The 12,082-nt window shown below is 67.6% G+C and carries 7 protein-coding genes; 4 read left to right on the top strand and 3 right to left on the bottom strand.

The window, feature by feature from the left end; all coding sequences use genetic code 11:
• Positions 1 to 20 precede the first annotated feature (20 nt).
• The 3 genes from EO174_RS10200 to EO174_RS10190 all read right to left on the bottom strand — a co-directional run bounded on the left by EO174_RS10200 (position 21) and on the right by EO174_RS10190 (position 4,420).
• The gene (locus EO174_RS10200; RefSeq protein WP_126944272.1) at positions 21 to 746 is read right to left on the bottom strand and encodes a phosphoadenylyl-sulfate reductase; all 726 of its coding nucleotides are present in this window, start codon (positions 744 to 746) and stop codon (positions 21 to 23) included.
• A complete protein-coding gene (gene cysI / locus EO174_RS10195) occupies positions 743 to 2,464 on the bottom strand; it encodes an assimilatory sulfite reductase (NADPH) hemoprotein subunit (RefSeq protein WP_126944269.1) in 1,722 nt (573 codons plus the stop codon). The genes EO174_RS10200 and cysI overlap by 4 nt, the downstream gene beginning before the upstream one ends.
• A 108-nt stretch (positions 2,465 to 2,572) precedes the next feature.
• Positions 2,573 to 4,420, bottom strand: a complete 1,848-nt coding sequence (locus tag EO174_RS10190) for an assimilatory sulfite reductase (NADPH) flavoprotein subunit (protein WP_126944266.1) — start codon at positions 4,418 to 4,420, stop codon at positions 2,573 to 2,575.
• A 180-nt stretch (positions 4,421 to 4,600) separates the two neighbouring features.
• Between EO174_RS10190 and cysD the strand changes: the two genes are divergently transcribed.
• The 4 genes from cysD (at position 4,601) to EO174_RS10170 (ending at position 11,942) form a co-directional block, all read left to right on the top strand.
• Complete coding sequence (cysD, locus tag EO174_RS10185; protein ID WP_047127128.1) at positions 4,601 to 5,509, top strand: sulfate adenylyltransferase subunit CysD; 909 nt, start codon at positions 4,601 to 4,603, stop codon at positions 5,507 to 5,509.
• Between the two features lie 59 nt (positions 5,510 to 5,568).
• Complete coding sequence (gene cysN / locus EO174_RS10180; protein ID WP_241240001.1) at positions 5,569 to 7,485, top strand: sulfate adenylyltransferase subunit CysN; 1,917 nt, start codon at positions 5,569 to 5,571, stop codon at positions 7,483 to 7,485.
• A gap of 261 nt (positions 7,486 to 7,746) precedes the next feature.
• Positions 7,747 to 8,820 carry an efflux RND transporter periplasmic adaptor subunit gene (locus EO174_RS10175; protein ID WP_126944260.1) on the top strand — a complete coding sequence of 358 codons (1,074 nt, stop codon included), beginning with the start codon at positions 7,747 to 7,749 and terminating at the stop codon, positions 8,818 to 8,820.
• Positions 8,817 to 11,942 carry an efflux RND transporter permease subunit gene (locus EO174_RS10170; protein ID WP_126944257.1) on the top strand — a complete coding sequence of 1,042 codons (3,126 nt, stop codon included), beginning with the start codon at positions 8,817 to 8,819 and terminating at the stop codon, positions 11,940 to 11,942. The genes EO174_RS10175 and EO174_RS10170 overlap by 4 nt, the downstream gene beginning before the upstream one ends.
• The last annotated feature ends 140 nt before the right edge of the window (positions 11,943 to 12,082 follow it).

Here is a 12,082-nt window from a genome sequence, read left to right as displayed (position 1 = left end):
GAGCGCGCGATGCGTGGTGCTCAGATGTCCTCGTGGATGCCGCACTCGCGCTTCAGCCCGAAGAAGCGCGTCTCTTCTTCGCGCATGCCCGGTTCCCAGCGGCGCGTGGTGTGGAAGTCGCCGATGGACACGTAGCCTTGTTCCCACAGCGGGTGATACGGCAGGTCGTGCGCCTGCAGGTACTGCCACACGTCGCGGTCGGTCCAGTCGGCAATCGGGCTGACCTTGTAGCGCTCGCCGCGCTTTTGCACGATCGGCGTCTGTGCACGTCCGCCGGACTGGCTGCGGCGCAGGCCGGTGAACCAGGTGCCCACGTTGAGCTCGTCCAAGGCGCGGCGCATCGGCTCGACCTTGCGCAGGTTGTTGTACTGGTCGATGCCGACCATGCCCTGTTCCCACAGGCGGCCGTGGCGCGCCTCCATCCAGGCACGGCTGACCAGCGGGCGATAGACCTTGAGGTTGAGGTTGAGCCGGTCGGCCAGCGCGTCGGCAAACCGGTAGGTTTCCGGGAACAGGTAGCCGGTATCGACCAGGATCACCGGAATGTCCGGGCGCTGCCGGGTGAGCAGGTGCAAGGTGACCGCCGACTGGGCGCCAAAACTGGACGACAGCGCCGCCTCCTGGGGGCCGTGCTGCAGTGCCCAGGCCACGCGCTCGTCGGCGTGCAGGCCCTCCAGCTGCGCGTTGAGCGCGTCCAGGTCGTCCAGCGCGGATGCAGTGATCGATGCAGCGGGCAGCGCGGTCATGCGAGCAGTTCCAGGTCGAGGTGACGGTGTGTGGGGTAGGGCGGCAGCGCGATCAGGCCGCTGCGGTGCAGGAAGTCGCCGAAGCCTTCGTCGCCGGCCTGGTCGCGTTCGGCCGCATAACGCGCCAGCAGCGGCTCGAGCGCGGCGAGGATGTCCGCTTCGGTGATGTTTTCGCGGTACAGCGTGTTCAGGCGCTGGCCGCGGCGATCGCCGCCCAGCATCAGGTTGTAGCGGCCCGGTGCCTTGCCCACCAGCGCGATCTCGGCCAGATACGGGCGCGAGCAGCCATTCGGGCAGCCGGACAGGCGCAGCACGATCGGGGTGTCGGCCAGTCCGTGCTGTTCCAGCACCGGCTGCAACGCCGCGCTGAAGTCGGGCAGGTAGCGTTCGGCCTCGGCCATCGCCAGGCCGCAGGTCGGCAGCGCCACGCAGGCCATTGCGCCACGTGCCAGCGCGGTGGGCGCGCGATTGCCGGCATCCAGGCCGTACTGGGCGACCAGGGCATCGATGCGTGCGCGCTCGCTGGCCAGCACCCCGGCGATGACCAGGTTCTGGTTGGGCGTCATGCGGAACTGGCCGACGTTCAATTGCGCAATCGCCCGCAGGCCGCTCAGATGCGCGGCGGTGTCGGTATCGGCGATGCGCCCGGCCGGCAGGGCCAGGGTCAGATGCGACAGGCCATCATCGCCTTCGACCCAGCCGTAGCGGTCACCGTTGTGCTCGAACGCGAACGGCCTGGCAGGTTGCAGCGCAACGCCGGCACGGCGTTCGATCTCGGCCACGATGATGTCCAGGCCATGATCGTCGATGGTGTACTTGAAGCGAGCGCGCTTGCGCACCGCACGGTTGCCGAAGTCGCGCTGGGTGGTGACCACGGCGGTGGCCACCTCCAGCAACTGGTCGCGGGTGACAAACCCGATGACATTGGCCACGCGCGGCCAGGTTTCCGCATCGCCGTGGCTGGCGCCCATGCCGCCGCCGATGCTGACGTTGTAGCCGAGCAACTCGCCCTCGCGCAGGATCGCGATGAAGCCCAGATCGTTGGCGAACACGTCCACATCGTTGAGCGGCGGCGCGGCGAAACCGATCTTGAACTTGCGCGGCAGATAACGGTCGCCGTAGATCGGCTCTTCTTCGCTGCCGGAGCCGGACACGCGCTCTTCGTCCAGCCAGATCTCGTAATACGCCCGGGTATTGGGCAACAGATGCTCGGACACCCGCGCGGCATCGGCATACAGCGTGGCATGCGCCTGCGACAGCAGTGGATTGGCGGCGACCTGCACGTTGCGATTGACATCGCCGCAGGCGGCCAGCGTGTCGATCAAGGTGGCATTGATCGCCTGCATGGTCGCCTTGAGTTCGCGCTTGATCACGCCATGGAACTGGAACGCCTGGCGCGTGGTGATGCGCAGCGAATGATTGGCGTACCGCGTGGCGATGTCATCCAGCGCCAGCCATTGCGTGGGCGAGATCACCCCGCCCGGCGTACGCGTGCGGATCATGAACTGATACGCCGGTTCGAGCTTCTGCCGACGCCGTTCATCGCGGATATCGCGATCGTCCTGCTGGTAGCTGCCGTGGTACTTGATCAGGGTCTGATCGTCCTCACGCAACGCCCCGGTCACCGCATCGGCCAGGCTCTGTTCCAGCGACCCGCGCAGACGGCGACTTTCGGATTTGATGTCTTCGACGGAGTGAGTCATGACGGGATTCGGCATTCGTGATTGGGGATTGGCAAAAACACACAACAAGCAGCACTACGACAACACTCAGACCCACGGAGCCCGCCGTTACGAATCCCCAATCCCCACTCCCGATTCCCGGCGCTAGTAGACATCGCGCGCATACCGCCCCTCCACCTGCAGCTGGGTGAGATATGCCGCGGCGGCTTCCGCATCCAGGGCGCCGTGGGTGGCGACGATGTCGAGCAGGGCGGCGTGCACGTCCTTGCCCATGCCGATGGCACCGCAGACGTACAGGTGCGCGCCGTCCTGCAGCCAGGCATAGACCTCGGCGCCGCGCGCGCGCAGGCGATGCTGCACGTAGATCTTTTCGGACTGGTCGCGCGAGAACGCCAGGTCCAGCGCGTGCAGTTCGCCGCGTTGCAAGGCCTGCTGCCATTCGGCCTGATAGAGGAAATCGGTATTGAAATGCTGGGCGCCGAAGAACAGCCAGTTGCGGCCCTTGGCGCCGGTTTCGGCGCGCTCCTGCACGAAGCCGCGGAACGGCGCCACGCCGGTGCCCGGGCCGATCATCAGGATGTCGCGATCGGTATCGGCCGGCACCCGGAAGCGCGCGTTTGGCTCGATGTAGACCGGGGCGGTGTCGCCTTCGCGCAGCGCGGCGAGAAAGCCGCTGGCCGAGCCCAGGTGCGCATGCCCGTGTGCCTGGTAGGTGAGCTCGTCCACCACCAGGTGCACTTCCTCGCCCACGCGCTTGCGGCTGGAGGCGATCGAGTACAGGCGCGGGGTGAGCGGACGCAGGGCGGCCAGCAGGCCGGCATGGTCCCAATCCGCCGGCCAGCGTCGCAGCACGTCGATCAGCTGGTGATCGGCAAGCAACGACGCCAGGCCGGCGGTCTGGGTCGGGGTGAGCAGCGCCTGCAGCTCGTCGGCGCCCGCACGCTCGGCATGTGCGGCCAGCAGCGGCCGCGACAACTTGGTCAGTTCGCGCCGGGTGGCCAGCCACTCGTGCAGGGCCAGGGTCTCTTCGCCGACGGTGACCGTGGCATGACTGTCCAGGCGCAGCGTCTGCAGCACCGCATCCACCAGCGCGGGCGGATTGCGATGACGGACGCCCAGCGCATCGCCGGGCTCGTAGGCCAGCCCGCTGCCTTCCAGCGACAATTCCAGATGGCGCACGCGCTTGCTCGGCAAGGCGTACACGCGGAACTGCGGGCCCTTGAAGTCGCGCCCGCTGACGACCTGGTTGGCCAGTACTTCGGCAGCGAAGGGGTGCTGATGCGACCACACCGGCGCGGCCGCACCGCTGCGCAACGGCGTGATGGTGGCCGAGGGCGGGCCGCTCTTGAGCTGTTCGCGCGCGTGCCTGAGCGCTTGCGCGCGCCACGGCGCAGCGACGCTGTCGATATCCAGGTCGGCTTCGCCGCGCGGCTGCACGCGGCTGCCGCCGAGTTCGGCCAGGCGGTCGTCGATACGGCGGGCGATGCCGCAGAATTCCGCGTAACTGGAATCGCCCAGGCCCAGCACTGCGTACTTGAGCTCGGGCAGCTTGGGCGCGCGGCGGCTGGCCAGGAACTCCACCAGCCCGATCGCATCGTCCGGCGGGTCGCCTTCGCCCTGGGTGCTGATGACCACGTAGAGCAGCCGTTCGCTGGCCAGCTCACGGGTGGGGTACTGGTCGGCGCGCAGCAGGCGCACGCTCAGGCCGGCGGCCTCGGCCTCGCTCGCCAGCTGCTCGGCTTCGCGGCGGGCATTGCCGGTCTGGCTGCCGTACAGCACGGTCAGGCGCTGGCTCTCCTGCGCCGGCGCGTGCGGCTGGCCGCCCGGCAGCACCGCCAGCGAGCGCGGTGGCTGGCCCTGGGCCAGGCCGGCGGTGTAGCCGGACAGCCACCACAGCGACGCGGCATCCAGGCCGTCGACCAACCGGTCCAGCAGCGCCTTGCGCTCGTCGGGCAAGGGGCTGGGCGGTAGCGCGGAACTGGCGGCGGTCATTCGGATCCAGGGCGGTTGATGAGACCGGCGATGTTAGGGATGCGTTGCCGCGGCCAGAAAGGATGAGCCGTTATCGCGTTATGCCGGCCGCTTATTTGGGTGCGGGCGGCCTGCGCTACACACTGCGACGCCTTGCCCTACCATCGGCTGGTCTGCCCCGCCGACGCCCACGACACCCCGATGACCCTGTTGCCCCTGTCACACCTGGATCGGCTCGAGGCCGAAAGCATCCACATCCTGCGCGAGGTCGCCGCCGAATTCCGGGCCCCGGTGATGCTGTATTCGGTGGGCAAGGACAGCTCGGTGCTGCTGCACCTGCTGCTCAAGGCCTTCGCACCGTCGCCGCCACCGATTCCGTTGCTGCATGTGGACACGCGCTGGAAGTTCGGCGAGATGATCGCCTTCCGCGACCGCCGTGCGGCCGAGACCGGCGTGGACCTGCGCGTGCACATCAACCCCGACGGCATCGCCCAGGACGTCGGCCCGATCAGCCACGGTGCGGCGGTGCATACCGACATCATGAAGACCCAGGGCCTGAAGCAGGCGCTGGAGCAGGGCGGTTTCGATGCGGCGATCGGCGGGGCGCGCCGCGACGAGGAGAAATCGCGTGCCAAGGAGCGCGTGTTCTCGTTCCGCAATGCGCGTCATCGCTGGGATCCCAAGAATCAGCGCCCGGAGCTGTGGAATCTCTACAACGCGCGCACCAAGCCCGGCGAAAGCGTGCGCGTGTTTCCGCTCTCCAACTGGACCGAGCTGGATATCTGGCTGTACATCTACCGCGAACGGATACCGGTGGTACCGCTTTACTTTGCCGCGCCGCGCCCGGTGGTGGAGCGCGACGGCGCCTGGATCATGGTCGACGACGACCGCCTGCCGCTGCACGACGGCGAGACGCCGCAGCTGCGCTCGGTGCGTTTCCGTACGCTGGGCTGCTATCCGCTGACCGGCGCGATTGAATCGACGGCAGACACGCTGGAGGCGGTGATCGCCGAAATGCTGGTCAGCACCAGCTCCGAGCGCCAGGGCCGCATGATCGATCATGCGCCGGGTGCGTCGATGGAGCAGAAGAAGCTCGAGGGGTATTTCTGATGGGCCGGGAATTGGGAATCGGGAATGGGGAATCGGAACAGCAGTTCGCCGCGAACCAGATGAGGGAGGAGGCTGCCTTTGCGATTCCCGATTCCCGATTCCCGATTCCCGGCGCCATCGGCGCCTACCTGCACCAGCACGAAGCCAAGCCGCTGCTGCGCTTCATCACCTGCGGCAGCGTGGACGATGGCAAGAGCACCTTGATCGGGCGCTTGCTGTACGACAGCAAGCGCCTGTTCGACGACCAGCTTGCCGCGCTGCAGAGCGATAGCCGCCGGCATGGCACGCAGGGCGAGGGCATCGACTATGCGTTGTTGATGGATGGGCTGGCCGCCGAGCGCGAGCAGGGCATCACCATCGATGTGGCGTACCGCTATTTCGATACCGACCAGCGCAAGTTCATCGTCGCCGATTGCCCCGGGCACGAGCAGTACACGCGCAACATGGCCACCGGCGCATCCACCGCCGATGTTGCGGTGGTGCTGGTGGATGCGCGCAAGGGACTGTTGGCGCAGACGCGCCGGCACAGTTACATCGTGTCGTTGCTGGGCATCGGCCACGTGGTGCTGGCGGTCAACAAGATGGACCTGGTGGACTACGACGCGCAGGTGTTCGCCGACATCGCCGAGGGCTATCGCGCGCTGGCCGCGCAGTTGGGTATTGCCGATGTGCAGTGCATTCCGCTATCGGCACTGGAGGGCGAAAATCTGTCCAGCGCCTCGATGCGGATGCCGTGGTATGGCGGCCCGCATCTGTTGCAGCATCTTGAAACCGTGCAAGTGGAGACGCCGGAAGCCGGCAGCGGCTTCCGGCTGCCGGTGCAGTGGGTCAATCGCCCGCATCAGCACTTCCGTGGCTACGCCGGCACCATCGCGGCCGGGCAGGTGCGTGTTGGCGATGCGGTGGTGGTGGTGCCGTCCGGGCGCCGTACGCAGGTGGCATCGGTGCTGGATGCCAACGGCGAGGTCGACAGCGCACGCGCCGGCCAGGCGGTCACGCTGACCTTGCGCGAGGAAATCGATATCAGCCGTGGCGACATCATCGCCGCCGTCGACGACCCGCCGGAAGTGGCCGACCAGTTCGCCGCGCATCTGCTGTGGATGGACGATGCCGCCTTGCTGCCGGGGCGCCCGTACTGGCTCAAGATCGGTACCCGCACGGTCACCGTGAGCATCAGCGAGATCAAGCACAAGGTCGATGTGAACACGCAGGAGCGCCTGGCCGCCAAGCGGCTGGAGCTCAATGAGGTGGGCTACTGCAATCTGGCGTTGGACGAGCCGATCGCGTTCTCGCCGTATGCGCGCAATCGCGTGCTGGGCGGTTTCATCCTGATCGACCGGCAGAGCAATGCCACGGTGGCCGCCGGCACGCTGGAGTTCGCGCTACGCCGCGCCGGCAACGTGCACTGGCAGCATCTGGATGTGGATCGCGCCGCGCGTGCGCGCATCAAGGGCCAGAGCCCGCGCGTGCTGTGGTTCACCGGCCTCTCGGGCGCGGGCAAATCCACGGTCGCCAACCTGGTCGACAAGCGCCTGCATGCGCTGGGCTATCACACCTTCATCCTGGACGGCGACAACGTGCGCCACGGGCTCAACCGCGATCTGGGTTTCACCGACGAAGACCGGGTGGAAAACATCCGCCGCGTGGCCGAGGTGGCGCGGCTGATGGCCGATGCCGGCCTGATCGTGCTGGTGAGCTTCATCTCGCCGTTCCGTGCCGAACGGCAACTGGCGCGCGAGCGCTTCGACGACGGGGAATTTGTCGAAGTATTCGTGGACGTGCCGCTGGCGGTCGCCGAGGCGCGCGATGTGAAGGGGCTGTACCGCAAGGCGCGGGCCGGGCAGATCCCCAACTTCACCGGTATCGATTCGCCCTACGAGGCGCCGGAAGCGCCGGAGGTCCATCTTCACGCCGATGGTGAGAACGTAGAGGCGCTGGCGCGTCATGTGCTCGAGTTTCTCGGGCTGGAACGCTGAGCTTGGCTGACAGGACATAGCGGCAGGCGGCAGGTGGGTGGGGGGCAACGCGAAGCCGCAATGCATGAATGCGTACATGCAGAGGCCGCGCGGCGGCCGCGCCCTTCCGACAGCCTCGCCGCCGTGTCCGTGGCTGTGCTGACCAGCGCATCGCGCCGACGACAGCAAGGGTCTTTGGTCATGGTGCAAAGCACGCCCTTTCTGTCAACTCCATGGCGGCTAGGTCGTTAAACTTTCGACGTACCCCGCCAGGATGTTCTGATGCTTGTTCGACCCAGCGCGCGTTTCGGCGCAGCGCTCTTGTTGGCCGTCACGCTGGCCGGTTGCAGCCGTCAGGCCGCCGCGCCGGCCGCCGCCAAACCCATCCCGGTCTCTGTGCAGGCGGTGACCACCCAGCCCTGGAACTCGACCGTGCAGTCGATCGCCACCGTGCGCGCGCGCGAATCCGTGGCGCTGACCGCGGCAGTGAGCGATGTGGTGGAGCAGGTCAACTTCGACAGTGGCGACGAGGTCAAGGCCGGGCAGCTGCTGCTGCGGCTGCGCGGCAACTCGCAGCAGGCGGCGCTGACCGCGGCCCAGGCCACCTTCGAGGAAACCGACCAGCTGTACCGGCGCCAGTTGAGCCTGGTTGGCCAGCAACTGGTGGCCAAGTCCACCGTCGATACGCAACGCGCGCTGCGCGACGCGGCGCAGGCGCGCGTGCAGCAGATGCGCGCGGAGATCACCGACCGCGAGGTGCGTGCGCCGTTCTCCGGCGTGCTCGGCATCCGCCAGATCAGCCCGGGCTCGTTGATCACTTCCAGCACGGTGATCGCCACGCTGGACGATGTGGCGCGCATGTACGTGGACTTCCAGGTGCCGGAATCGCAGTTCGGGCTGGTGCAGCTCGGCAATACCGTCAACGGCACAGCGGCGGCGTACCCGGGCCAGCAGTTCGAGGGCGTGGTGGCGGCGATCGATTCGCGTATCGACGAGACCACCCGCTCGGTGACGGTGCGGGCGGATTTCCCCAACGGCGATCGCCGGCTGCGCCCGGGCATGTTGCTGGATGTGCGGCTGTTCCAGCCGGCGCGGCAGGCGGTCGTGATCCCGGAGATCGCGGTGGTGCAGGTGGGGCGCGAGTCCTACGTGTTCCGGGTCAAGCCCGACAGCAGCGTGGAGCGCGCCGACGTGCGCCTGGGCGAGCGCCGCGACGGCAAGGTGGAAATTCTAGACGGCGTCAAGGCCGGTGAGCGCATCGTGGTGGACGGCACCGGCAAGCTGCGTCCGGGGCTGAAGGTGGTCGATCAGGCCGCACCTGCGCCGGCAGCGGCGCGCCCGCAGGCAGCCCGATGAAACTCTCCGACCTGTCCATTACCCGCCCGGTGATGGCGGTGGTGATGAGCCTGCTGCTGATCGTGCTGGGGGTGATGTCGTTCACCCGGCTGACCTTGCGCGAGTTGCCGGCGATCGACCCGCCGATCGTGTCGGTGGATGTGGAATACACCGGCGCGTCGGCGGCGGTGGTGGAAAGCCGCATCACCCAGGTATTGGAAGACGCACTGGCCGGCATCGAAGGCATCGAGACCATCGAGGCGCGCAGCCGCAATGGCTCGTCCGACATCAGTATCGAATTCGTGCAGTCGCGCGATGTGGAAGCGGCCGCCAACGACGTGCGCGATGCGGTCAGCCGTGTCTCCGACCGCATGCCCGACCAGGCGCGCCCGCCGGAGATTTCCAAGGTCGAGGCCGACGCCGACCCCATCCTGTGGCTCAACATGAGCTCCAGCACGATGGACACGCTGCAGCTGTCCGACTACGCCGAGCGCTACGTAGTGGACCGCTTCTCCAGCCTGGACGGCGTGGCGCAGGTGCGTATCGGCGGGCGCCAGCGCTATGCGATGCGCATCTGGCTGGACCGCGATCAACTGGCCGCGCGCGAACTCACCGTGGCCGATGTGGAAGCGGCGCTGCAGAACGAGAACGTGGAGCTGCCGGCCGGCAGCATCGAATCGGCGCAGCGCGATTTCACCCTGCGCGTGGAGCGCAGCTATCTCAAGCCCGAGGACTTTGCCAAGCTGCCGCTCAGCAAGGGCGAGGGCGGCTATGTGGTGCGCCTGGGCGACGTGGCCAGGGTCGAGCTGACCTCGGCCGAGCGCCGCGCCTACTTCCAGAGCAACGGCGTGCCCAATGTGGGCCTGGGCATCGTGCGCAACTCCACCGCCAACGCGCTGGACGTTGCACGCGAGGCACGCGCGCAGGCCGAAGAGGTACAGAAGTCGCTGCCGCAGGGCACCAACATCTTCGTCGCCTTCGACACCACGACGTTTATCGATGCGGCGGTGGAGCGCGTGTACCACACGCTGATCGAAGCGGTGGTGCTGGTGCTGGTGGTGATCTGGGTGTTCCTGGGCAGCGCACGCGCGGCGCTGATTCCGGCGGTGACGGTGCCGGTGTGTCTGATCGCCGCATTCATCGCGCTGTACGCGTTCGATTTTTCGATCAACCTGCTGACCTTGCTCGCGCTGGTGCTGTGTATCGGCCTGGTGGTGGACGATGCGATCGTGGTGGTGGAAAACATCCAGCGCCGCATTGACCTGGGCGAGCCGCCGCTGGTGGCCGCCAGGCGCGGTACCGGGCAGGTTGCCTTCGCGGTGATTGCCACCACCGCGGTGCTGGTGGCGGTGTTCCTGCCGGTGGGCTTTCTGGAAGGCAATACCGGGCGCCTGTTCCGCGAGCTGGCGGTGGCATTGGCAGCGGCGGTGGCGATCTCGGCCTTCGTGGCGCTGACGCTGACGCCGATGATGTCGTCCAAGCTGTTGCGCGCGCATGGGCAGGCCAAACCCAATCGCTTCCATCGCTGGTTCGATGGCCGCATGCAGGCGGTGTCCGGCGCGTACGGACGCTCGCTGGAGCGGCATGTGCATCGCACCTGGATCTTCGCGCTGCTGATGCTGTTGGCGCTGGGCGCCAGCGCGTGGTTGATGGGCCGGATTCCCTCCGAGCTGGCCCCGGCCGAAGACCGCGGCAACTTCCAGATCATGATCGACGGGCCCGAGGGCGCGGGCTTCGATTACACCGTGGGGCAGATGCATCAGGTCGAGACGATCCTCGGCCCCTACGTGGGGCCGGACAAGCCGATCGTGCGCGCCAATCCGCGCGTGCCCGGCGGCTTCGGCAGCAGCGAGGAGATGCATACCGGCCGGGTCAGCGTGTTCCTGCAGGACTGGGAGCAACGCACGCGCCCGACCACCGAAGTGGCCGACGAACTGCAGCAGAAACTCAACGTGCTCAGCGGCGTGCGTGCACGCACGCAGGTGAGCGGCGGCCTGGTGCGCAGCCGCGGGCAGCCGTTCCAGCTGGTGCTGGGCGGGCCGGATTATGCGGAGATCGCGCAGTGGCGCGACCGCATCCTGCGGCGCATGGAAGCCAATCCCGGCCTGGTCGGCCCGGACTCGGACTACAAGGAAACCCGCCCGCAGATGCGCGTGAACATCGACCGCCTGCGTGCGGCCGACCTGGGCGTGCCGGTCACCGCGATCGGGGGCGCGCTGGAAGCGATGATGGGCTCGCGCCGCGTCACCACGTTCGTGGACAACGGCGAGGAGTACGACGTGATGCTGCAGGCCGGGCGCGAAGGCCGCATGGCGCCGGAAGACCTCACCGCCATCCGCGTGCGCTCCACGCGTGGCGAGCTGATTCCGCTGTCCAACCTGGTCACGCTCAGCGAAGTGGCCGAGGCCGGTACCCTGAACCGCTTCAACCGCCTGCGTGCGATCACCATCAGTGCCGGCCTGGCGCCGGGCTACCCGCTCGGCGAGGCCATTGCCTGGGCGCAGCAGGCCGCGCGCGAGGAACTGCCCGAGTATGCGCAGGTGGACTGGAAGGGCGAATCGCGCGAGTACCAGCAATCCGGCAGCGCGGTATTGCTGACCTTCGGCATGGCCCTGCTGGTGGTGTACCTGGTGCTGGCCGCGCAGTTCGAGAGCTTCGCCCATCCACTGGTGATCATGCTCACCGTGCCGCTGGCGGTGCTCGGCGCGCTGGTCGGCCTGTGGCTCACCGGCGGCACGCTCAACCTGTTCAGTCAGATCGGCATCGTGATGCTGGTGGGCCTGGCGGCCAAGAACGGCATCCTGATCGTGGAGTTCGCCAATCAGTTGCGCGACGAAGGCCGCAGCGTGCACGCGGCGATCGTGGAATCGGCATCGGTGCGCCTGCGTCCGATCCTGATGACCTCGATCGCCACCGTGGTCGGCGCGATTCCGCTGGTGGTGGCCGGTGGGCCCGGCTCGGCCAGCCGCGCCACGATCGGCGTGGTGGTGATCTTCGGCGTGTCGCTGTCCACGCTGCTGTCGCTGTACGTGGTGCCGGCGTTCTACAGCCTGATCGCGCCATTCACCAAGTCGCCCGAAGCGGTGGCGCGCGAGCTGGAAACCCTGGAGGCGCAGACGCCGTCGGTAGGCGGGCACGCCTGAGCACGGCAGGCTGCTGACGGGCCGCAGTGCCATGCCCGTGCCTGCCGTGTGGGTGTCTGCGCAGCCGCCGCATCAGTTGCGCAATGACTAAGGTCACATGACAGTCATGCCCGGCTATGGTCGACTCCTGCGGTTATCCT

Origin of the sequence: Xanthomonas sp. BRIP62418, assembly GCF_003993495.1 — a bacterium.
In the GTDB taxonomy this organism is placed as follows: Bacteria; Pseudomonadota; Gammaproteobacteria; order Xanthomonadales; family Xanthomonadaceae; genus Xanthomonas; species Xanthomonas euroxanthea.
Note: the sequence above shows the minus strand (reverse complement) of the source record. Positions and strands in the feature narration are given on the sequence as shown.

Coding starts and splice junctions, on each gene's coding strand:
- cysN (WP_241240001.1), top strand. CDS start 5,569: ATGAGGGAGGAGGCTGCCTTTGCGATTCCCGATTCCCGATTCCCGATT.
- cysI (WP_126944269.1), bottom strand. CDS start 2,464: ATGCCGAATCCCGTCATGACTCACTCCGTCGAAGACATCAAATCCGAA.
- EO174_RS10170 (WP_126944257.1), top strand. CDS start 8,817: ATGAAACTCTCCGACCTGTCCATTACCCGCCCGGTGATGGCGGTGGTG.
- EO174_RS10175 (WP_126944260.1), top strand. CDS start 7,747: ATGCTTGTTCGACCCAGCGCGCGTTTCGGCGCAGCGCTCTTGTTGGCC.
- cysD (WP_047127128.1), top strand. CDS start 4,601: ATGACCCTGTTGCCCCTGTCACACCTGGATCGGCTCGAGGCCGAAAGC.
- EO174_RS10200 (WP_126944272.1), bottom strand. CDS start 746: ATGACCGCGCTGCCCGCTGCATCGATCACTGCATCCGCGCTGGACGAC.
- EO174_RS10190 (WP_126944266.1), bottom strand. CDS start 4,420: ATGACCGCCGCCAGTTCCGCGCTACCGCCCAGCCCCTTGCCCGACGAG.